This window comes from Bowmanella denitrificans, assembly GCF_039522935.1.
GTDB classification, from domain to species: Bacteria; Pseudomonadota; Gammaproteobacteria; order Enterobacterales; family Alteromonadaceae; genus Bowmanella; species Bowmanella denitrificans.
In genome coordinates, this window is sequence record NZ_BAAAEI010000030.1 from 28,492 (window position 1) to 51,258 (window position 22,767).

Sequence of the window (22,767 nt, forward strand, 5' to 3'; positions counted from 1 at the left end):
TATGCAGGCCGCCATCAAGTACCCAAGTGCCGCGGCCAGCTTGCTGATCAACGGTCAGTGGCTGGCCAGTAGCGCCAGTATGCAGATCCACAATCCCTTTAATAACGAGGTGATTAGCGAAGTGTCCTGTGCTGACGACCGCCATGTGCTGCAGGCGGTGAAAAGTGCCAGACAGGCGTTTGAGAAACACCGCTTTGTGCCCAGTGCCGAGCGCGCCGCCTGGTTAAAAGGCGCGGCTAATCTGGTGCAGCAGCGGCTGGAGGATTTTGCCCGGACTATCGCGCTGGAAACCGGCAAACCGATACAGGCCGCCCGTAAGGAAGTGCGCCGCTGCGTCAATACCCTGAATCTGTCGGCCGAGGAAGCCACCAGGCTATGCGGCGAGACCCTGCGTTTCGACAGTTTTGCCGGTGGCGAACAGCGCATTGGTTATTACGACCAAGTGCCATTGGGGGTGATTGCCGCCATTACGCCCTTTAATGACCCGTTAAACCTGGCCGCCCACAAATTGGGCCCGGCCCTGGCCGCTGGCAATGCGGTGGTGCTGAAACCGTCGCAGCAGGCCCCCTTATCGGCATTAATGCTGGTGCAGGCCCTGCTCGAAAGTGGTCTGCCGCCAGGCCAGGTGAATGTGCTGACCGGCTATGCACGGGAATTCGCCCAGGCCCTGGTGGGCCATAAAGATGTGGCGATGGTGACCTACACCGGCGGCGAAGCCTCGGCAGAAATCATTGCCAAAAACGCCGGGATTAAAAAGCTGGCCATGGAACTGGGGGCTAACAGCCCGGTGTTGGTAATGGATGACTGCAATCTGCAAAAGGCTGTGGAAGCCTGCGTGTCTGGCGCTTACTGGGCGGTGGGGCAAAACTGCATCGGCGTGCAGCGCATTTATATTCAGCGCAGTCTATACGGGGCCTTTAAACAGGCCTTTGTCGAACAAACCGCCAGGCTGAAAGTGGGTAGCCAGCTGTTGGATGACACCGATATTGGCCCCATGATCAACGAGCGCGAAGCCATACGCATTGAGCAATGGGTTGAACAGGCGGTGGCCAACGGTGCCAATTTGCTGGTGGGCGGCAAGCGCGATGGTGCCTGTTACTATCCCACCGCCTTGGATAACCTCAAAGACACCGACCGGCTGGTGTGTCAGGAAGCCTTTGGCCCGGTGGTGAGTTTGTTTGCCTTTGATGATTTGGACCAGGCTCTGGCCCAGGCTAACAGTGCTGAGTTTTCTATTCATGGCGCGGTGTTTACCAGTAATTTAAATACCGCCATGAAAGTCAGCCGCGAACTGGATGTGGCCGGTGTGATGGTTAACGATTCCACCGATTACCGCTTGGATGCGATGCCTTTTGGTGGGGCCAAGCGCGGCAGCCTGGGGCGCGAGGGGGTGAAATTCGCGGTACGGGAAATGAGCCAGACCAAAGTCATGTGCATGCAACTCGACCTTGATTAAAGGGCTTAACCACGAAAGACACGAAAAATACGGAATACTCTCGCAGAGGGCGCAGAGGACAGAGGGCACGGAGAGATTGAAAGGTTATTCCTCTGCGAGCTTTTCTTTGCGCACTCGGCGGCTTTTGCGAGAGGGCTTGTGTCTTTTCTCGCGGAGAGCGCAGAGGACAAAGGGCACGGAGAGATTGAAAGGTTATTCCTCTGCGAGCTTTTCTTTGCGCACTCGGCGCCTTTGCGAGAGGGCTTGTGTCTTTTCTCGCGGAGAGCGCAGAGGACAAAGGGCATGGAGAGATTGAAGATATTATTCCTCTGCGAGCTTTTCTTTGCGTACTCGGCGGCTTTGCGAGAGGGCTTTCTGTGTTCAATGATAAGAGGGCGTGTACACAATAAAATGTCTGTGTATATATCGCTTGAAACTTAAGGGATATCTTTTAAACTGGCCGCAGTTTGGCTGCGTTTGAAGCAATAGGAATGTCCACTCTGACTATCTCTGACAAAATTTATAACCAACTGTCTGCGCAAATCATCTCCGGCGAGATCAAACCCGGACAAAAGTTGGAAGAGCAGGAAATTGCCAATCAATTCGGCGTATCCCGCACCCCGATTCGCGAAGCCTTTCGCCTGCTGCACACCAGCGGCCTGGTGGAAAGCAAAGCCCATAAAGGGGTCACAGTGATTGAGCTGGATATTGATCAGCTCAGCGATATGTACGAAGCCCTGCAAGAGCTGGAAGCCTTATGCGCACGCCTGAGTGCCGAGCGTATGACCGCCGTGGAACGCAAGCAAATTCAGCGTATGCATCAGTTGTCGGAAGAAGCGGTACACAGCGAAGATGTGGAGCGCTTTGCCGAACTCAATAACCAAATCCATACCGCCATTCATCAAGGCTCACGTAATAAAACCCTGCTGGAAACCATTGCCAAGCTGCGTAAGCGTTTAAGCCTGTATCGCCAGCCCTGGTTATTTGAAAAACGTAATCGTCTGGAAGCATCCTTCCGTGAACATGGCGAACTGGTTGAAGCCATTATCGCCGGCGACCGCGACAAAGCCTTCGACGCCATGCGCAACCATATTTCCAATACCAGCCTGGGCACTATCGATTATCTGATGAGCCAGAAGCCGCTGTGATCTAGTATGAACCGTCGGCAATTTATTCAGCGTTCCCTGCTTGGCACTGGTGCCCTGGCTGCCGCGGGTGGCGGCCTTTGGTTAAGCTCAGAGCAGGTTAGCCGTGAGCAACTGAGTATGGAACTGGCGCTGGCCAAACTGGACAGCCTGCAACCCCAGCAGTTATCTGCGACGGGTGACTGGAACCTGTTTCAAATCTTCAGCCACTGTGCGCAAAGCATTGAATATTCCCTTAGCGGTTTTCCAGAACATAAATCCCCGGTGTTTAAACATACCCTGGGTAAAGCCGCCTTTGCGGTATTTAGCGCCAGGGGCGAAATGGCCCACAGCCTGAGTGAACCTATTCCCGGTGCGCCGACCATTGCCGCGCAAGGCGAGGTAAACAGCGCCATTCGCCGCTTCCGCCAGGCCATGCTGACGTTTCAGGCCCACCAGGGGCCGCTGGCGCCGCATTTTGCTTATGGCGAACTGAGTAAGGCGGATTACGAAGTGGCGCATGTTATGCACTTTTATAATCACCTGGAAGAAGTGCAGGGCGCTGGTGCTTAGTCTGTGGTGAAAACGTATTAATTCAAAATACCAATAACCACAGAGACACAGAGATCACGGAGTGGTTAAAGGTTTTACTGCGAGAAGTTTTCTCTTCGTGATGCTTCTTTTCTTCGTGGTGATATGAGCTGTTTTCTTTGAAATGCTATTGACCACGAAGGTCACGAAGAACACGAAGGGGTAAAAGGCAATATTCACCGTCACTGCGCTACAGAATTCTTATTTTTTCAAGGACATAGATGAGGAATCTCCTGCTTTTCTCTGTGCCCTTTGTGCCTCTGTGGTGAAATTGATCTGAACAAAAATTATAGATAACCACAGAGGCACGGAGAGCACTGAGGATCTGAAGGTTTAGTCACTGCGTCTTTGCGAGAGGAACGGACTTTCGTGGTTGGTCTTTATCGCGCTCCTGTCTTTCTTCGTGCCCTCTGTGCCTCTGTGGTAAATATCCAGGGGCTATACAGCGTGAAAGGCGATTGCACAGAATCTGTGGATAAAAGCACAGAAAAGACTAATATATGACCTAATAGCCAGTCAAAAACAGGTCGATACTGATGCATGCAGATTCAACAAGCAATACGGCTGCAGTGAGTTCAGCGGGTTTGGTGAATCCCAGAGCCCTGGCTGAGGGGATTGGTGTTACGGTTGAGCAATTGTCCAGGTATATGGATATCCCCATGCAGTCGCTAACCAAGCAAGTCAGGTTAAGCAGTCCGAAAGTACAAACCCGCTTAGTAGACGTTAAAGCCATTCTGACCAGAGTGCGCCCATGGTTTGATTCCGACCTGGAGGCCTGGGCCTGGTATGTCGGCAAACCCATTCCATCATTAGATGGCCTGACCGCCGCCGAGACCATTAAGCTGTATGGAAATGACGGCGTATCTGCAGTGCAGGACTTTATTACCTCCAAGGAACTTGGCGGCTTTGAATGACAATCCCGGCAGTAAGGAAACTGTTAAACAGCAAGCTCCCCGCCAAACCATGTAAACAGGTGGTGTTTCGTGTCCACAATCCGCTGTGGTCATTCAGCCCCCTTAGTACAGCAGGTGCCGCCTTAACCGGTGGGCGTTTTAATCCCAAAGGCCTGGACGCGTTTTATACCGCCTGTGACCTGATGACGGCCTACAGCGAAGTGGTTAAACCCACGGCCTCCGGCTTGATAGAGCCTTTTACGCTATGTAGCTATCAGGTTGAGCTGCCCCGGGTATTGGATTTTTCACAAGATGATGAGTTTTTTAAACAGAACTGGCGCATTCTGCAGGTAAAGAAGCTGCAATCCCGGGGGCAGTTGTTGGCCCGTATGGTTGTGGAAGAAAACCTGGCCAACGGCATTCTGGTGCCATCTTATACCATGAAATCTGGCGTCAACCTGGTGATTTACCGATGGGATGCCAGCCAGGTCAGGCTCTATGATCCGGATGGCCGCCTGAAGAAAATCTTTGGCGACAGATTTACCTTGGAGTAGAGCGAAAAGCCTTCTAATATTCACCGCCGAGACGCAGAGAACGCTGAGATTTCAAGGCCCTGGATTAAGAGATCTCCTGCTCTTCTCCGTGACCTCTGCGGCTCTGCGGTGAAAAGTATCTTCTTCGTGGTGATACGGGCTGATTTTGAAAAGTTATTGACCACGAAGGGCACGAAAACCACGAAGCAAGAAAGGCGATAAGGGCTATTTGGGGGGCGGTCCCTGTACGGAACGTTGGGCGACTTGATAGCAAATGGCATTGATTTGCTCCTGGCTTAGTTGGGTATTGCCAGAACGTGGCAAGGTGGTTGCCAACTGCTTATGGTTGAGAATAGGGAAGGGTGGACGGGATTGCAGATTGATATACCAACCAGGAAAAACCAACACAGGTACAGCGGTAATGTTTACCCCACTGGCTTTTGACAGCCACTGTGTTGCCCATTTCGCTTGGCGAACGGCCTGATCGATGGGGTCTGATTCTGTCCAGGATGGAAACACCAGCTTGCCGTCTTTAAACGCCATTTTATGGCTCTCTTTGCTATCTTCCGTGCGCTTATGTCTGCCCTTAGTTTCTATGGCAAATACGCCGTTAGGCCCAATGGCCAAGTGATCGATATTAAATTTATCTGCCTGAATATCATGAAAGATTTGATAGCCCTGCGCTTGGAGAAGCATCAGCTCTGCAGCGGTGGCCAGCTCTGCGGCATGGCCCAGGCGTAGTTTGGTTAGTTGATTAAAATTCCGAACAGTTTTGAATGCGACGAAAAGCAAGCCACTTATTGCTGTAATACACAACAAGTAAGGAAAGTTACCTGCTTTGATATGTGTTTGAATCGAGACGAAAGCAAAAGGGCTAAGAACTATATACAAGCCGAACACCAGATAACCAAGTATCGCAAACTGCTTGTCTCGAAGTTCCTCTTGCAAGCCATAACCAGGGAGTCGTAGCAGCTGTTCCCTATCTATTGGAAGGCGAAGGTTTTTCTCACGTTGTCTAATCAATATATACATTGGAGCTAACGTGGCACTCAATGCCACAATCACTACGCCAACGCTAATCGAAAAAGACCAAAGTTCTGACATGGTATCCATTCCTGCACTGTTCCTGGTTCTTATCCTAACTGGCGATGCCCGTTGTGCAAGTGAACTCGCTCCAAAGTGAATAGGTTAAACACCCCGAACGGATAAACCTCCATGTTTGATATGACACGCGGTCCCTTGCGCGCCAGTTACTTTTCTTTACTCGTGTATAAGAAAAGTAACCAAAAGAAACACGCCGCTGGATCCCAACAACATCAGCCCAGGCCACTACTAAAAGGCGGTCGTGAAAACGACGTTCCAGACGCGTCTTCCACTCAATTTGCTCCCAGCAAACTGCCCGCCTTTTAGCAGCACCCTGAACTGACCGGGAATTTTTAAGCGGGGCAAAGCGGCTTGGGCCGCTTGGGGGAATTCATTCGACAATGGTGAAGCGCAGATGGTGAATGTGGTAGTTATGCCACCTGCGTTTCTGACTTCTCTTCCTTTTTATCGAGAATCAGTTCCTGCCAAAGATTAAACACAACTTTGGCAATCTGTCGTGCCAGCAGAGGGGGAACGGCATTCCCAACCTGAACAAACTGGTTTGTTCTTGCTCCCTCAAAGAAGTAATTATCAGGGAAAGTCTGAACGCGAGCAGCTTCTCTTACCGTGAAGCTCCGACATTGACCAGGGTCTGGGTGGATAAAATAGTGTCCATCCTTCGAAATATGGCTGGTAATTGTGTTTGAAGGGTGCTCGGCTCTCTGGACTTTAAAGCGATCAACAAAGGAACTCTGATTGTCATGAGCTGGTAACAGAAAGCCAGGATTGACTTTCTCAAGTTCGTTCAAATCAATCTGTTCTTTTAGCCCAGTAACATCTGGATACTTGTTTCTAATCCTTCTGCTCGCTATTGCAAAACATGATGCATAAAGATAACGAGCAAGGTCGGTGTCCATATGCCCACGAGGATAGTGGTTGAGAACTATATCTTTATTCCAGAATGCATTAATCCATGCAGTCAGTTTTGGGGAGCCTTTGGTTTCTGGTTCTCCAATCCAATTGTCTAATTCTATGTCTAGCTGCTTCAGACTGTTGGGGGAAAGGGAAGGATTGATTAGTTGATCAACCTGACCTAATAGTGTGCGAACCTCATTATATAATTCCGCTACCACTAACCCTTTGGTAGCACCAAATTGAGTTATACATTGCTTTTTCCTGGGTAGGCTATCCAAAAGCTTCGGAATAAATTCTTCAAGTGTTGCTTTCCACTTAATAGTGTTTTCCTCGTCTTGCTTAACAGTCCGAGGTCTCTTTTTCCCCTCCTGAAAAATACTAGATAGTGAACTTAACCTTCTGGGGAGATCTGAAATGGCGTCATGAACTGTAGCTTTTCTCTCTTCAAAATTTTCCAGGCTTATCAGGCTTTGTAGCTTCTCTATAGCCTTGTCTTTTTTGATTATGAGATCTTGTCTAATTCCCAGCAGAATTACCCTTTCTCTTGCCTGTGGTATTCCGTGAGAAGCTGCGTTGACAACAAGCTTACGGGGTCTCTTTCTTATATTTGAAATACTTTCTTCTGAGCCGTCGAAAAAATAATCGCTATCTTCGAGCGAAAAGATAACGTACTTTGCGTTTTCTCTTTCAGTCTCACTGACTTCCAGTTTGGCCAACGCCTGAGTTGGTGAATGTAGATCTCTGATTATAAGTTCCCAAGCTTTAACTTTTCCCTTCTTACTATCAGTAAGCTCAGCAGAAAGCATGCCGGGTACATTCTCCATTACAAATATAGCTGGTTGGCTATGTGCAAGTATTTTCAGGTATTCCCTATACAACCAACTACGAGGGTCCATATCCTGACTATATTGGCCGCTTTCATCTGTATGTTGAGTGACGTTACCTTTTCTTCGCGCTCTTCCCGCATTCGAATAAGCTTGGCAGGGGGGACCACCAATTAGTACAAATGGACAGGCCGAATAATCTCTGGCATATGTTTGCATTGCCTGCTTCAGGCGAAGTTCGAAACAGTCATTCTGTCCACCTAGCTCAACATGTAAAGCTTCACTTCTAGCGAAGCTTACAGCCTGAAAAATCTCCGGCAGTTTCTCTCTATACTTACTGAAGAATGCCTCGCTAAGTGACGGGCTGGCAAATGCATAATTGAGAATAGTAGCTTCTGTCTTTTCTTTTGCAGAAAAATCAAGCTCAGAAAACAACTTTTCCAATGCCCCATCGTTCAGAAGTTGATGTAGAAAAAGGCTCGCAGAGGTTTTTACCCCTTTGTTTTTTGCAATAACATAGTCAACATAAACAGGGGGAAGCTCATTATATTTCTGAATAAAAATAAACCAACGAGCAAACGCCCTTAGCCGTAAAGTTTGGATTGCGTGTTCGTCTTTTTCCGCAGAAAGTATTACCTGATAGGGGTAATCTGCACTATTCGACAGCTTGAACGCTGAGAAGCCCTCGCTCAGGCCCCCGGGCCCGGCGAAGACATCTGCTACCGGAATGCTCTGATGCATTATTGTACTGTATTTAGATCCATGAAAACTTAGCGAACATTACCAGGAAAGTCAGCATCTAACAACACAAGAAGACCGAAAACAGAGTATGTTGAACTTATAGTCAAGCTAAATCGGGGCTTTAAATAGTGGATGTGCATAGCAAAAAAATAAGAAGTAAGAATATGGCTGCAATACGCAACACGAGTACGCAGCCTGAATTGCGCCTTCGTAAGTTACTTTATTCCGCTGGATATCGATACCGACTAAACGTAACAACTCTTCCTGGTAAGCCAGACATTGTTTTGCCGAAATATAAAACTGTTATATTTGTACATGGCTGCTTCTGGCATGCTCATGAATGTGAGCTATTTAAATGGCCGTCGACAAGAACGCATTGGTGGAAAACTAAACTATTATCAAACCGTCAGAGAGATATGGCTGTCCAAGACAAGCTCCGAGAATTGGGCTGGCATGTTCTGATAATATGGGAGTGCCGTATTGAAAGCCAACAGCTACTTTCAGATGTATCTGAATTTTTAATTGGAAATATCCCATATAAAGAAATTCCATAGACGTAGATTAACTTATTCTTCAACCTCAAGTTTCATATCAGCTCTTTCTAAAAGACTAATTAGTACGATACTTTGCTTTTCGCTTGGTATTTTATTGGGAATCTGCATGGCAACGTTTAAAACACTTTTTTCCTTTAGGGTAATCTTACCTTTCTCTTGCAGTTTTGATAGCGCTAAATTCCATCTATCTGGTCCGACATTTAATACTCTCCTTTGAGCCTCAATTCCATCATCCATTTTTTGGCTTTTCTTTGCCGTTCTAGATAATTCCGTTTCTTCAATAGTAGAGATAAAATCATCAAAAAATCTAATTGGTATAGATTCAAGAAATAGCTTCTTCTTTTCTTTAAGGTTTATCCAACACTGTTCTTTTTTACACCATTCAGATATGTTTGATATACCTTGCGGAGGAGACATAATATCCATGTGCACACTCTGTGCAATTATTGCAATAATCTCTTCTAAAATAACAGGTACTTTCTGAGTGCCCCAGATAGCCATGTAATTTATTGATTTATTTTTTTCTTTAAGAATTTCACCGATAATGGCTAAAGTATAAACAACGACATTAGCTCTATATCCGCCATTATACCAATGCTGAGATGAGACGATTCTTTCAGCACTTCTGAAGATCAAAGCTCTTGCTACAGCACGCTTAAAATAGAATTCACTGAAGAACTCAGGCGACTTTTCCCACTCTCTTCCAATACGTTTAGCAAATTGAGCAAAGTTCTTTTGTGCTCCCAAATTCACCCACCTCGGATGGTCATCCCAAACATTTTCAAATTTTGCTAAATCTGTTTTTGTAAACATTTGGGATTTGGGGTGCTCTGCTTTGAAGCGGCGTTGCTCACTGGGAGATAGCTTCGATTGCGCATCTGCGTATTGACCACGTGCTCGTTCATAGAACCATTTGGTTTCACGTTGTGCCCCTTCTTGTGCTGGCGCCCATAGGCGTCTGGAAAAGCCTTCCATTCGGACGTGAAAGGGGTGGTTGGAAAAGAAGTCCGCTGCATTCACTCGGTTTTGAGTATTTGCATACTCGGAAATTCTCGGGACTACAGATTCACTATCCTGACTGTCGATAACGGACAACTTCATCTGTACGAATATATGTGACAGATCTGCTTTGTCGCGTCTTAGTGTATGGAAAAGCGAAGCTGTTGTCTGGCCACCATTGACTATCTGTAGGTCGATGATTCTTGTTATTGCCAGCCCGGCATCTGTCATCTTGGTTTCGACTTCCTGTGCAGTTGCCGTGATCCCGTTGTTGTAGGCAAAGAACATTCCCGGTTCATTCAGTATCGTAGCCCTTATGCCCTTGTTCACATTGCCCCGGGCCTGAAGGAATGTCCTCACATTCTGTTCGAGAAGTCGCGCACCAAACTTTTCATAAAGAGATGCGAGAACTTCGGCTGGCATAACAATCAGGTAGGACTGATAAGCTTCAGCTCCTAAATGAGCAGGAAGACATGAGATACCAGATCCGAACATCTGTTCAAAATCGAGATCGAGAGGTTCCTTGTGGTTGCGCGAGCTTCTCTGGCGATGAAGGCGAGATATATCCCAGATCTGATAGCTGGCAGTAATACCTGCCACCTCCGAGTCGGAAAGCTCATTAATCCTTTCGCTCAACAAGCGTTCGGAAAAAAGAGTAAATCTGAGTCTACGAATTGCTCCTTTTCGATCGGTAATTTGCCTAGCAAGCCCATATTCGGGAGATGTGATCTCCAACTCTGCTGCCAACCCTTTGTTGATACTAGCTTCAAAGAAATTGACAACACGCTTGAAAGCAGCATCGACATCTGTTTTGGTTAGGGATTTCAGCTCGTTACGGGATTCAAAGTCTGCTATAAAAAGATCCAAAACACCTTCATCGTCAAACCAATATCCATCAACCCGAATTCCACGTTGCGCACGAAAATGGCAGATTTCAAAGCCTTCTGTTACTCCTGTTTCGACAAGTTCATTTGCAACAGTCTCCATGAACTCAAAAAGCTGGAAGCTACCTTTCGCCTCTGCACCGACCAGAAGCTCCTGGCGGAAATTGTGAAAGAATTCTGCGGTTGTGATTTCCAATCAGGGCCTCCCGAATATTTCATTATCCTCACAAACAAATGGAGCAATGGCCTCCAATTGTATGTCATAGGACACATGGAATAGTCCCTGCGATATCTGGGATCGGATAAGCCTGGGAAACTGATCTGTTACCGCGTATGCATTGGTACTGCCAACAGTGAACCGCAGCCTGTCATAGTCTGCCAGAGCTGTGTACCCACAACCGGCGATCTTTTCGGAGAACAGTTCAATAGCCTCGGCTGTAACAAGCTCCTGTTCAATCAGTGCAACCAAGTCATTCAGTGAACGCGCCGTTTCTTCGTCTGGCATATCTATTAGGTGCAACGTCATCAGAAACAGGTTGTCCACCAGTGCTTCAAGTTGATCCTCGGAAGATATGCGGACACTGTTTCTTTCTCTACCTGAGAGGGACTTCACTTCGATGGCAACGTTACCGAAAATGAAGTCTTGGTGTGAGTCGTTGGGTCCGCACCATGCATCTACAGCCTGGTCCTGCGTCATTCGGCGCAAGTACAGTTGACGAAGAACATAGAGTTCTGCAAACAGACCACGAATCTCTTCATTCGTCAGAATTCTCGCCTTTTTACCCGCGAGAAAGGCCTTCCATCGCTTCAAGTGTTGAAGGGTAACTGCCAAGGCTACGGAGGAATCCGTCACAGTCGCAAGACTGGAGATCAATGTTTCACACAGCCCCAGGAAAAGGTCGCTATCGACATTTCGTTCAAGCGTCAGAACTAGACGCTGTTGGCTTACATTTTCACCATTGCGGAGATCGACACTGATTCCTTTCAGCCGGGTTATGTCACGACGATATTGGGAAGTGTGGTCCCCTTCAAGCTCAATGATGAAGAGACACTGTCCCGTTGTATCCTTGCCCCAGTAGAATGGTATTCCGGTCGTGTCCGCAACCCGTCTAACATTATAATCGATGCGAGGTTCGGCGATCTGTTCCCATGGTGTTGTCCTACTCGTCATAGTCATCCTCCGTGTCCGGATCATCATCGAACGAACCATACATTTGCTCCACCCACACTCGATTGGCAACCACTTCGATTTCTGTGTCGAAAAGACCATTGGGGAAGCTGACACCAAACGCCGGGACTCGCTGTCCCCTCAGTTCTTCAAGAGCTGTTTCTTTAGGTTCGAGGATATGAATCATCAGAAGCGGTTTATTCCTGACGATACGATAATGAAAATCCGATGGTTCCTTACCTTTGCTGTTCCTGTCGTTCTCCGCCACCTCATACGCTTGGGCGATCTGTTCATCTGACAACCCAAGTTTTTCATCACCTCGGCTGGCAAGGCGATAACGCGACAACTGCCAACCTCTCGCCTTGGCATCCTTGGCGGAGCGTTGCTGAGCACCAAGCCTGAACTCACTTGAATTTCCATCTCCTTTGGAGATCAGGAGAACATCGCCAAGCGGAAAACGTTCCGATATAGCATGGAGGTAGTCCAATACGGATGATCGCAGAGAATCAGAGGCGGCATGCACCTTGAATTGCGTCACAAAGGCAGATATTCGGTCTATGTCTACATCGGGAATGAACCATCCCTTGCGTGTTTCTATAGTGTTCCTACCAAAGCCGGACCGCCAGAATTCCTGAATGAGAGTTTCGTTCTCGGTATTGACCTTCGAATCTACTGGGAGAAGAGTGCATTCCTTAATCGTGCCAGTGAAGTTTTGGTTGAACACAACTTTCTCACCAGTGCGCATCTTGTTGGCAGCCGTGATGAGAAGCCTGTCTGGATGCGATTGGACATAAAGTCCGAACTGCTTTGGACTCATACCATCACGACGCATACGTCTAATCTGTTCCCGCAACTCCTCGGATGCATTGGCGATATGTGAGTACCAATTGATCGAGTCCTCGGAAAGGTGGACACGGCAAAGGTCTTCAAAACCTGGGCGATAACCGAACCAACGTCCCATCTGCATGAGCGTGTCATACATGCGGGTATTGCGGTACATGTAGCTGACAGTGAGCCCCTCTATAGTCAATCCACGAGAAAGACTTAGTCCACCAATGGCAATGGCGGTAAGCCCGACACCATCCCTTTCATATTTTTTGAAATCGAGTACCTCGTCGCTCTTGCTGTTGACAACGAAGATACGGAGATTGTCGAATACCCCAATGAGAGAAGCCTTGATTTGATCCCATTCGAACCCACAACCTGAGTATTCACTCTCGAACACATAACGCAATGCCGCCATGTATTGATTCCGGGAGGATACTTCCTCGGGCATCATGTAGTTTGCCTTGACAGCCTCCCTAATTCTTCTCTCTCGGATGCTGATAAAGTTCCTGACTTCCTGCTGTATAGAAACAAAGCGGGAAACATTGATCATCATTGAACAATGCTTTGAGGAATGTCCACGCAGATTTCGGATAGTGCGCGCCACGATGAACTGGTCCAGCGCCTTGTATAGACTTGGGGGAAGTTCGACAACAGTGTCAACTTTCTTGTGCGAGAAGGGTAGATAATCTTCACAATCAGTGATGTCCTCGAGCACATCTGGACTGAAGTCCTCGTCGAGAAAGACCTTTTCCGGCCCAAAGTAGGTATTCGGCGCGTCTAGCGAGTAAATGAAATCCCTGGGAAACAGCTCATCCCGTGCATCATCGTCATAGGCATCAGGGTTGATGAAGATATTTGCGAAAGGGGTAGCAGTGTAGCCAACATAGCAAGATTTCGCAAACAGTCCAAGAATCCGACGAATCATCGCATTGGTGCGGGTTGGACTGATATCCTCCTTGTTCGTATTGATCGATGCATTGTCAGCCTCGTCATCAATCAACAGCATAGGGACGTCCGATATACGTCCATCTCCCTGAGCATTGAGCTCTTTTAGCCAATTATGCAAAGCCTCGAGCGTGCGAACATTCTTCTTGATGACAAGAATGATAGGCTTACCGAAATCATTTATTTTCCAGCCGCTCTTGGCTGCAGTATTTTTGCTGAAATCCTCGTTGATATTGGTGAGAGTGGCTGGATAGGGGTAATCACGATTTCTCCCAACCCCGATAGCTACCCGGTTTTCCGGGTCACTGGATCGTCCGATAAATCCTTCATCTATCCGTTCTTGGGTCTGCTTACGTAGATTGTTGTGAATGCCCGCAATGACAATGATGAACTTGTAACCTGCGTCAGCAGCTTTCGCAATGACACCCATGTAGTTCGCAGTTTTCCCTGACTGGACATGTCCAATCACCAGTCCTCGACGGTTCCAAGAGCCTTCACTGGTTGGATCTTGCAACTGCCCCAGAATCTTGCTTCCAACGTCGCTAAGCTTTTGCACGAGGCTGGGCTGCCACTTCTCGTTCTTCAGGTACCCTTCATATGCATCTGAATAGGTCCACTCGATATCGCGTTTGTAAACCCATTCTTCATCATGATATGCCTCGTTATCGACCAAGGAGACGCCGGCACCCATCCATGTATCGATCGCAATCATCGCTTCTTCTACAGCAACACGCAGGTCACCGTCGTAACCGAGGAGAGGAGCAAGCTGCATTGCCCTCGCTTCAATATCAGCCTTCTTCGGTACCTCTTCAAGGCCCTCGAAAGCGGTGATGAGAGCTCTTACTAGCCCCTTTTCCTTCTCTTTCTGATTGAAAGTCATGCAAAATCCTGGTCGATATATTTGTTAACGATTTCCATATGTCGTTCAAACATCCTTGTCGATCTGACTATTTCACGGAAGGCATTCGCATCCCCTATTGCGTTCCCCCAAAGTGCCGCACGCAGTGCACGAAGTCTCTCAATTACATCATGTTCCGCAGGAACTTGACTCACCTCCTGTGGATGAGTTGAATAATCGGAATAGATCATCTCTACAGGCAATGACGCTGAGATCGATGCCAGCAGGACATTCAGATGTATCTCCCCGTCCTGGTCAAGTCGCTCCGCAAGTCGCTGAATCAGCGGATGAGAACCATTGATTGAATAGCGGATTCCACCATGGTTGGAATACCTATCCCATATAGGTGCCGCCACATCTTGGAAGAGACGCTGTCCACGACCTCGATGCACGATGGTGCTGCGTCCCGTAACTTGTGAAATGATTTGGCGAAGCCGCTCACGCACCGGGCGAGGAGGCCGTGCGCGTGATTTTTTGATATCTATGGTCCAAGATTCATCCAAGCTATTGGGGAAGTCGATCTGCACCCGAGCCAGCTTGGTAGCCTCACCTTTCGGGATCAGCCGGAACCAATCACCCCAGGCCATGAGCCGGCCATTACGATAAATATATGCGCCTTGGTTTGAGATGAAGTCACTTCGATTCTGGTAGAAATCATACTCACTGGCAGTCAGTCTTGAGTGATGTGGCAACACATATGGTTGAAGACGAACAACAACGTCACCGACATGGACAATTTCCTCCGGCAGAACTTGAGTGGCCGGATTTTTTCTGCAGAAAGGATCGAAAGCAACGACCGAATGGCCGTTAACAGTAATAGATATCTTAGGACTTCCCTTGATTTCTCCAGCAAGAAAACGATGAAAAACCAAGGCTAGATGCCTCTCCAGAGCGTCCAGTTTCTCGTTGACGACTTCGTCCCTGCGAGTTCCGGTTTCGTCTTCTACCAGCCGGTCAAGTTCCCGCCATATTACTGAAGTGCCATTATCCTCTAACTGATCTAGGTAAGGTAAATTCTGGATGTCCGATTCATCCAGAATAGAAAGAATCCACTCGTCAACGGCGTCAATACGATCAAGATTCCATTCGGCCCCACAAAGCTTTCCGTTTTTTTTACTGACAACTGTCAGCGATCGACATTGAGAGAATGAAGCTGTCTTAAGGCCCAAGCCGAACCTGCCTAAATCCCCGGGGGCTCTCACCTGTCTAGGATTGGTTGTACCATGCTTCATTGCATCCAGTAGTTCAGCTTCCAGCATTCCTTTTCCATTATCAGTTATAACAACTACTGGTTTTTCACCTGAGACATCGAAAATGACCTCTATTGTGCTTGCGAACGCAGAAATACTATTGTCAATCAGATCCGCAATCGCTGTCTCCAGTGAATAGCCGAGATCTCTCATGGAAGCCGACAAACAGGCTGCACTAGGAGGATGTGTTTGTTCACGAGCCACTATTTTTCCCTAATCTAGCTAGAAGTTTCTTTCGTAGACATGGAATGAAACTGCAACTTAAGGTTTCACAGTTCAATTGTTCTGATAACCCAAGTCACCGAAATTCATCCTGTCAATGTGAGATACCCACAGAACAAAAAGCTATATTCTGCTAATGTACTGACCATACAGGATTTTTCCAACAAAAAATGCCATCAGATTACTATCAAGAGCACGCTGCGCAGTTTTTTCAGGATACCCAGGCGGTGGATATGGGGCCTTTGTATCAGCGGGTTTTGCCGTTGCTTAGACCGGGTGGGCATATCGTAGATGCTGGCTGTGGTTCGGGGCGGGATGCGCGGTATTTTGCAGAGCAGGGTTTTGTGGTGTCTGCTTTTGATGCCTGTGCTGAGTTGGTGGCACTGGCGCGGGAATATACCGGGCTGAATGTGCGGCACTGCCGCTTTATGGATTTCCATGCGGTTTCCCCTGTTGATGCTGTTTGGGCCTGTGCGTCGCTATTGCATGTGCCTCTGACCGATTTGCCTGACACCTTTAGCCATTTGGCTGCGCAGTTGGCTGAAAACGGGCTGATATATTGCTCGTTTAAATATGGTGAAGGCGAAGTTCTGCGCGGTAACCGACGTTTTACCGATTTAACCGAAACGGGTCTGGCGGATGTGCTACGGGAAACATCGGTGAGTATTCGCGAATGCTGGAAAACAAGCGACCTAAGGCCCGGTCGTGAGCAGGAACAATGGTTAAACGCCATTCTTGTAAATAAGGATTAAGTTGTGACGCAGTTGCAGTTGCTTACCGGCGGTAGCCAGAATGACCCGAGTTTCCACCAGCCTTTGCTGACGGCTTTGCTGGAAGCGATCAATACAGTACCGCCAGGCGGACATATTTTTTTGTGCGTGGCCTTTATTCGCCAAAGTGGTTTGGCACTGTTAGACGCCGCCCTGACTGAAGCTCAAGAGCGTGGTGTGGCGTTGCAGGTACTGACATCGGATTATCTTGACGTTACTGAACCCGTGGCGCTGCGTCGCCTGATGTTGTTTGCCGAACGTGGTGCCATGGTGAAAATTTACCAGAGCCAGAACAATGCCGGGTTTCATCTAAAGTCTTTTCTGTGTCTGCGTGAGGATGACCTTGCTTCTTTTCAGGCCACGGCTTTTGTCGGCTCCAGTAATCTGTCGCGGGCAGCGCTTACCCAATCGTTGGAATGGAACTGGTGTTTGAAGGTTACGCCGCAATCTTCACCGGAAGCCAGGCGGAGCATAGTAGAGCTGCAGCAACAGATCGCCTGTCTGGCTGCAGACCCAAGGATGGTGGAACTAACCCATTCGTGGATCGATGCCTATGGCCAGCGTTACCGAAAGAGTGCTGGGCCACTATTAAGACAGATAAGCGGTGATACGCTTGCCGATGAACCATTCCCGCCCCAACCCAATATGATTCAGATTCAGGCATTGGATGCGTTGCAGCAGAGCCGGGCACAGGGTTTTAAGCGCGGTTTGGTTGTGATGGCCACAGGTCTGGGGAAAACCTGGCTGTCAGCATTCGACGCCCGGGCCATGAAGGCTTCCAGCCTGCTTTTTGTGGCGCACCGTGAAGAGATTTTGCGCCAGGCAGAAGCGACATTCCAGCGTCTTGAACCTGATGCGCATACCGGCCTGTATACTGGTGAAATACAACAAGAAGCTAACTGGCTGTTTGCCTCGGTGCAAACCCTTGCCAGAGCAGAGCACCTGACCCGATTCAAAGCCACAGACTTCGACTATATCGTGGTGGATGAATTTCACCACGCCGCGTCACCCACCTACCGGCGGATATTGGATTATTTCCGCCCACGTTTTCTGCTGGGGATCACGGCCACGCCGGAGCGAACCGATCAGGCTGATATTCTCGCATTGTGTGACGATAATCTGGTCTTCGAAACTGGCCTGCGCGAAGGTATTGTTGCCGGGTATTTGGTGCCTCTGCTGTACCAGGGGATTTATGATGAGAATATTAACTACGACGAAATTCCCTGGCGAAACGGCCGCTTTGATCCTGAGGCGTTGGACCATGCCTTTGCCAGCCGGAAACGGGCAGAACATGCTTTGCAAAAATGGCGGCAACATGCCGGGCAGCGCACTCTGGCATTTTGTATCTCCATAAAACATGCAGAATTTATGGCTGAGTTTTTCAGCAAGGCAGGTGTTAAGGCGGTGGCGGTTTATGCCGGTTCCGCCATGGCCCGCAACGCCGCCTTGCAGCAATTGGATGAGGGCGATCTGCAGGTGATCTTTTCGGTTGACCTGTTTAATGAGGGGACTGACCTGCCCGCCATCGACACCGTACTGATGCTGCGTCCAACGGAGTCCCGGATTGTATTTTTACAGCAACTTGGTCGTGGACTGCGCCTGCATCCGGGCAAAACTCATCTGGTCGCCATCGACCTGGTAGGAAATCATAAGGCCTGCCTTTCCAAGCCCTATCTGCTGCAAAGCCTGTTGAGTGGCGGAAATGGCAGCGGAAAAGGTGAAATGGGCAAGCTGCCTGAAGGTTGCTTTGTTAATCTGGAACCGGAGTTGGTGCCGCTGCTGGAGAAATTAAAGGCTGGCATTCGGGTTCGTGTAGAGGACGATTATCGGACACTTAAAGAGCAATTGGGCTACCGCCCCAGCGCTGCTCAGATCTTTCATTATGGTGTTGATTTTTCCAAGCTGAGAAAGCAACACGGTAGCTGGTTTGCATTGGTGCACGGTCAGCGGGATTTGAATGAACAGGAAGCGATGGTTTTTACCCAACATAGGGAATTTCTGTTGGGAGCAATTGAAACCGCAGGGAAAACCAAGTGTTTTAAATTTATCTTACTGCAAGCTTTTTTAAACTTGGATGGTTTGCGCAATCCTCCGGCCCTTTCAGCTCTGGCCAAAGAATCGCGCCTTGTACTGGAACGCCACCCCGACTTACTGGCGCTGGACTTGGCAGACAAACAAAAGGCGTTTGCCGCCGATTCGGCGGACTGGCTAAAATACTGGAAGCAAAACCCTATTAGACATTCCACCGAAGGTAGCAGCGGTAACCTTGATAACTATTGGTTTGAGGTTGAGAATAACTGTTTCAAAGCCAAAATTGTCCCTCCGGAACATGCTGAAACGCTGCATGGCATGATGCAGGAACTGATCGATCTGCGTCTTGCAGAATATCGTCGTAGCAAGGGGTTAGAACAGCGGATAGCAAAACTGGAAAGCAGCGGCCGCTTAAAAGAAGTGGCCGTTCCAGCTAGTTTTGCCCCACTTGATTTTCAGGAAGCGGCAAACGAGGTTCCCTATTTCCCCAACCTGAAAATTGCCTGTGGTCATTTTAAGACTGGTCGTGCTGATGAAGTAGAGATGCAACAGGTTGAAGGTTATAGCGGCCAGCTTGATCCCGAGCGTCATTTTTTGGCCAGGGCCAGTGGCAATTCCATGAACGGCGGAAAACAAGCAATTGAAGACGGTGATTTGCTGTTACTGGAATGGATTACTCCCGAACATGCCGGTTCTATTACCGACCAAACCCTGGCTATAGAGCGCCAGGATGAAACCGGTGATAGCCAGTACCTACTAAGGGTGATTCGGAAATCCCCTGATGGCAGTTACCTGCTGCATGCCCATAACCCGGATTACCCCGACCTTGCCGCCACAGAAAGCATGCGCACCTTCGCCCGTTTAAAAGCGGTATTGCGCTAGTCAGCTCAGCAATAAGTAACCATAGGGGCACATAGTGATTGCAGGAGTTGTCACGCTGCGAGAGACATTGATTTATTCACCGCCGAGACGCAGAGAAAGCTGAGTTTCCAAGGCCCTGGATTCATGATCTCCTGCTTTTCTCCGTGCCCTCTGCGACTCTGCGGTAAAAAATGATCTGAACAAAATTATAAATAACCACAGAGGCACGGAGAGCACAGAGGATCTGAAGGTTTAGTCACTGCAAGCTTTTCTTTGCGCCCCAGCGCCCCCTGCGGGAGGCCACTGATACCAAGCAGTGAAATGGTGATTGAAGCTTACTGAATACGGTGCAGATTGTAGGTGCCGATTGGGGTGAGTATTTCCATTGTGTTAGCTTCGGCCTTCAGAATTTGCCATTCAACTTGCTCACCTGCTGGCTCGAGCATCAGTACTAAACCTCTTCGGGTGTATGGGTAGTTGCGGCGGCTATGCCCTTTGATTTGCTCGATAATCTCATTCTCATGAATAATGACCTGGTTGCCGTCCTCCACTTGATTGACTGAGCCATCTACGTATGTCACCGCCTGCAGCTTCCATTCACCAAAGATATTCGCTTCTGTGGCAGTACAAGCGCCAAGTATGAGCAGCTGCAATACTGCGATTAGAAAGTAGCCTGCTTTTGCAATCATGGTCAGGACTCCGAAACTGAGCTTGTGGTTTTGGCGGTCGCTACTGGCTTATTTTTTTATCGGTAATGATTCTGAACTGGCACTTCCTGAGGTTCGGCATGAAGACACTGGCGACAGCACTTTGGAAAGCGCATCTATTTCAAGAGCATAATCTTGAAAATCAGGTACTAAGCCAGCATTCACGGCGTCAGCGATGCAATCACCTGGTTGTCTGTTTGTACTCAGGCAGCGCTGCAGAGGTTTGCCGCCCATATCAGCCAATAACTCGGTATTTAACAGCGAGTGCAGCAGTTCAAGTGTTGCTGCATCGCCATTCACAGAACCATGCACCGATAAGATAAACGTATGTCTTAGCAAGGTTATTGCATCTTTACTGCCCGGTGGGGTGATTCCCGCAGAATATATACCAGTAGCAAGAAGTGATCGCGCCTCAGTTTTACCATCACGAGCCCATGGCCAAATAATATTCCAGGCAGTGGCGCAATCACCGGAATTAACTGAACGGAGCGCTTCATTTTTACTTTCTTCCCAGCTTTCTATGGCTTGGCAGGACGTTATTGCAGAGTAACTGGCCAACAATAGTAACGTTAGTATCGCTCTTTTCATTCTGACGTATCCCTATCCGAATAAACAAATTGCCCCGAAACCATTATTCACCTCAGCGCCCCTATCGTATCAGTGTGATGTCATTTATTTTTCACCGCCGAGGCGCAGAGAACGCTGAGTTTTCAAGGCCCTGGATTCATGATCTCCTGCTTTTCTCCGTGCCCTCTGCGACTCTGCGGTGAAAATGATCTGAACAAAATTATAGATAACCACAGAGGCACAGAGTAGGTAAGGTGCTGTTACCTCTCCGCGAGCTTTTCTTTGCGCCTTAGCGGCTCTGCGAGAAGAATGGATTTTAGTGTTTTTCGTGGAGTTCGTGGTGGGTATTGATCAGTCTCCCGTCTTTCTCTGCATCCTCGACGGTTCGGCGGTGAATGTATCGTCCACGGCGCTGTCGGTAAGAATATAGCGGGTGCTGCGCCCGCCTTCGGGCAGTTTTTGCAGGCAGCCTTTTTCCAGTAGCTCAGCCAAGTCGCGTGTAGCGGTGGCTTTGCTCACTTTAGTGATTGCCTTATATTTGCTGGCGTTAATGCCATGCTCGAACGCTTCACCTGTACTGTCCAATAGGCGGTTCAGTACTTTGATTTGTCTGGCATTCAAATGTTCAGCGGCATGCCGTTTCCAGAAATGCGCTTTGTTAACCACTCTTCTTATTCTGTGCAATGCCTGTTGCATGGCCTGGTTGAGGGTTTGCATAAACCACACCAGCCAGTTTGTGATGTCCAGGTCGCCGCGTTGAGTTTGTTCCAGTTGTTCATAGTACTGACTGCGTTTGGCCATTATGGCTTCGCTTAGGGAGTAAAAGCGTATCGATTGCGCTTCAGCTTGGGCCAGCGCTCTGTCGGTAACCGCGCGGGTTACCCGCCCGTTACCATCATCAAAGGGATGCAGGGTGAGTAGCCACAGATGTGCAATGCCAGCTCTGAGTAACGGGTCTAAGGTGGCTGGTGGATGATTAAACCAGTGCATAAAGGCGCTCAGCTCAGCCTCCAATCCCTGCCGGGAAGGGGCCTGAAAATGTACTCGTGGCTTGTCCAGCCGACCAGAGATGACTTGCATGGGGTGCTGGCCACGTAATTCGCCGACCAGGACGTTGGCAAACAACCCTGCGCCGTTGGGGAATAACAGCGATTGCCAATGACACAACAGTTCTTCAGACAATGGTTGGTCAGGTTGATGGGTGGCTTCCAGCAGCAATGCCACCAGGGATTCGGATTCGGGAGTGGCGCCAGCCGATACACCAGCCTGTTCAAGCCCAAGCTGCCGCGCCACGGACGAGCGTACAGAGCCGGTATCCAGCAGTTCGCCTTCTATTTCGCTGGTGCGAATAGCATTCTGAATGAGTGCATCCAGTTCTACTTCAAGTGAAATACCGGCAGGGCCGGATTCGGTGCGGCCGATTAATCTGCCTTGCAGCAAGCGAGCCTCATCCAGCAGCGGTTTCAGAACCGAGCTGTCCCAGCGGAAATCAGGCCAGTCGGCTTGCTCCCAGATATACATTGCCGCCTCCAAATCCGAATGATAATGCTATGAGCCGATTATGCTGGATATTCGGCTCATGCGCCAGTGTGTGGGATTTTTATGCTGTATTGGGTGAGGTGGTTGAAAAGATGCTTTAAATTAGTGGTTTAGGTGTTTGTGGTCATGCTGGATAGAGTCAGGCGGTGTAAATTACATCTCTTTCAATATCCAAATCGTGAGCCGAATAATCGTTTTATTCGGCTCATAACAGACAGCCAGTCTAACCGCTACAGAATCAGACCTAACCTCCCTCACCGGCTCTGCCGTGAAAACGTTAATTCAGAATACAAATAACCACAGAGGCACGGAGAGCACAGAGTGGGTGTAGTGGCATTGTGTAGTGGTCAAGTCATATTGGCCACAGGTTTATAGTTACGCCAGTATCTTCGTTCTGACTCGTTT

17 protein-coding genes are annotated in these 22,767 nt (G+C 48.7%); 8 read left to right on the forward strand and 9 right to left on the reverse strand.

What is annotated here, in order from left to right:
- Window position 1: 1 nt before the first annotated feature.
- From ABD028_RS21185 to ABD028_RS21205, 5 genes are all read left to right on the forward strand, one after another.
- Window positions 2-1,456 carry an aldehyde dehydrogenase family protein gene (locus tag ABD028_RS21185; protein WP_343847374.1) on the forward strand — a complete coding sequence of 485 codons (1,455 nt, stop codon included), beginning with the start codon at window positions 2-4 and terminating at the stop codon, window positions 1,454-1,456.
- Between the two features lie 470 nt (window positions 1,457-1,926).
- Window positions 1,927-2,583 carry a GntR family transcriptional regulator gene (locus tag ABD028_RS21190; RefSeq protein WP_343847375.1) on the forward strand — a complete coding sequence of 219 codons (657 nt, stop codon included), beginning with the start codon at window positions 1,927-1,929 and terminating at the stop codon, window positions 2,581-2,583.
- Between the two features lie 6 nt (window positions 2,584-2,589).
- Entirely contained in the window at window positions 2,590-3,132 is a 543-nt protein-coding gene (locus ABD028_RS21195; RefSeq protein WP_343847376.1) for a DUF1569 domain-containing protein, read from the forward strand.
- A gap of 554 nt (window positions 3,133-3,686) precedes the next feature.
- Window positions 3,687-4,064: a hypothetical protein gene (locus ABD028_RS21200; protein ID WP_343847377.1), complete on the forward strand. Its 378-nt coding sequence runs from the start codon at window positions 3,687-3,689 to the stop codon at window positions 4,062-4,064.
- Window positions 4,061-4,597, forward strand: coding sequence for an RES family NAD+ phosphorylase (locus tag ABD028_RS21205; protein WP_343847378.1), 537 nt, complete (start codon window positions 4,061-4,063; stop codon window positions 4,595-4,597). Before ABD028_RS21200 ends, ABD028_RS21205 begins: the two co-directional genes overlap by 4 nt.
- 204 nt (window positions 4,598-4,801) lie before the next feature.
- Here the strand turns inward: ABD028_RS21205 and ABD028_RS21210 are convergent, their stop codons facing one another.
- Both ABD028_RS21210 and ABD028_RS21215 read right to left on the reverse strand, forming a co-directional pair.
- The gene (locus ABD028_RS21210) at window positions 4,802-5,635 is read right to left on the reverse strand and encodes a nuclease-related domain-containing protein (RefSeq protein ID WP_343847379.1); all 834 of its coding nucleotides are present in this window, start codon (window positions 5,633-5,635) and stop codon (window positions 4,802-4,804) included.
- A gap of 455 nt (window positions 5,636-6,090) precedes the next feature.
- Window positions 6,091-8,139, reverse strand: coding sequence for a DNA cytosine methyltransferase (locus ABD028_RS21215; RefSeq protein WP_343847380.1), 2,049 nt, complete (start codon window positions 8,137-8,139; stop codon window positions 6,091-6,093).
- 134 nt (window positions 8,140-8,273) lie between these two features.
- Between ABD028_RS21215 and ABD028_RS21220 the strand changes: the two genes are divergently transcribed.
- On the forward strand, window positions 8,274-8,693 hold the full coding sequence (locus ABD028_RS21220) for a very short patch repair endonuclease (RefSeq protein WP_343847390.1): 420 nt from the start codon (window positions 8,274-8,276) through the stop codon (window positions 8,691-8,693).
- Window positions 8,694-8,705: 12 nt separating this feature from the next.
- Here the strand turns inward: ABD028_RS21220 and ABD028_RS21225 are convergent, their stop codons facing one another.
- From ABD028_RS21225 to ABD028_RS21240, 4 genes are read right to left on the reverse strand one after another with little or no spacing between them, the layout of a single operon-like run.
- A complete protein-coding gene (locus ABD028_RS21225) occupies window positions 8,706-10,772 on the reverse strand; it encodes an AIPR family protein (protein ID WP_343847381.1) in 2,067 nt (688 codons plus the stop codon).
- On the reverse strand, window positions 10,773-11,747 hold the full coding sequence (locus tag ABD028_RS21230) for a PD-(D/E)XK motif protein (protein WP_343847382.1): 975 nt from the start codon (window positions 11,745-11,747) through the stop codon (window positions 10,773-10,775). It abuts the gene before it with no gap.
- Window positions 11,737-14,397: a Z1 domain-containing protein gene (locus ABD028_RS21235; protein WP_343847383.1), complete on the reverse strand. Its 2,661-nt coding sequence runs from the start codon at window positions 14,395-14,397 to the stop codon at window positions 11,737-11,739. The genes ABD028_RS21230 and ABD028_RS21235 overlap by 11 nt, the downstream gene beginning before the upstream one ends.
- On the reverse strand, window positions 14,394-15,869 hold the full coding sequence (locus ABD028_RS21240) for an ATP-binding protein (RefSeq protein ID WP_343847384.1): 1,476 nt from the start codon (window positions 15,867-15,869) through the stop codon (window positions 14,394-14,396). The genes ABD028_RS21235 and ABD028_RS21240 overlap by 4 nt, the downstream gene beginning before the upstream one ends.
- A 188-nt stretch (window positions 15,870-16,057) precedes the next feature.
- On the opposite strand from ABD028_RS21240, the gene ABD028_RS21245 reads away from it, so the two are divergent.
- Window positions 16,058-16,639: a class I SAM-dependent methyltransferase gene (locus ABD028_RS21245; protein WP_343847385.1), complete on the forward strand. Its 582-nt coding sequence runs from the start codon at window positions 16,058-16,060 to the stop codon at window positions 16,637-16,639.
- 3 nt (window positions 16,640-16,642) lie between these two features.
- On the forward strand, window positions 16,643-19,570 hold the full coding sequence (locus ABD028_RS21250; RefSeq protein ID WP_343847386.1) for a DEAD/DEAH box helicase family protein: 2,928 nt from the start codon (window positions 16,643-16,645) through the stop codon (window positions 19,568-19,570).
- A gap of 314 nt (window positions 19,571-19,884) precedes the next feature.
- On the opposite strand, the gene ABD028_RS21255 is transcribed toward ABD028_RS21250, so the two are convergent.
- The 3 genes from ABD028_RS21255 to ABD028_RS21265 form a co-directional block, all read right to left on the reverse strand.
- Entirely contained in the window at window positions 19,885-20,238 is a 354-nt protein-coding gene (locus tag ABD028_RS21255) for a hypothetical protein (protein ID WP_343847387.1), read from the reverse strand.
- A 48-nt stretch (window positions 20,239-20,286) separates the two neighbouring features.
- Window positions 20,287-20,844, reverse strand: coding sequence for a hypothetical protein (locus tag ABD028_RS21260; protein ID WP_343847388.1), 558 nt, complete (start codon window positions 20,842-20,844; stop codon window positions 20,287-20,289).
- A 330-nt stretch (window positions 20,845-21,174) separates the two neighbouring features.
- Window positions 21,175-22,344, reverse strand: a complete 1,170-nt coding sequence (locus tag ABD028_RS21265) for a Fic family protein (protein ID WP_343847389.1) — start codon at window positions 22,342-22,344, stop codon at window positions 21,175-21,177.
- Between the last annotated feature and the right edge of the window lie 423 nt (window positions 22,345-22,767).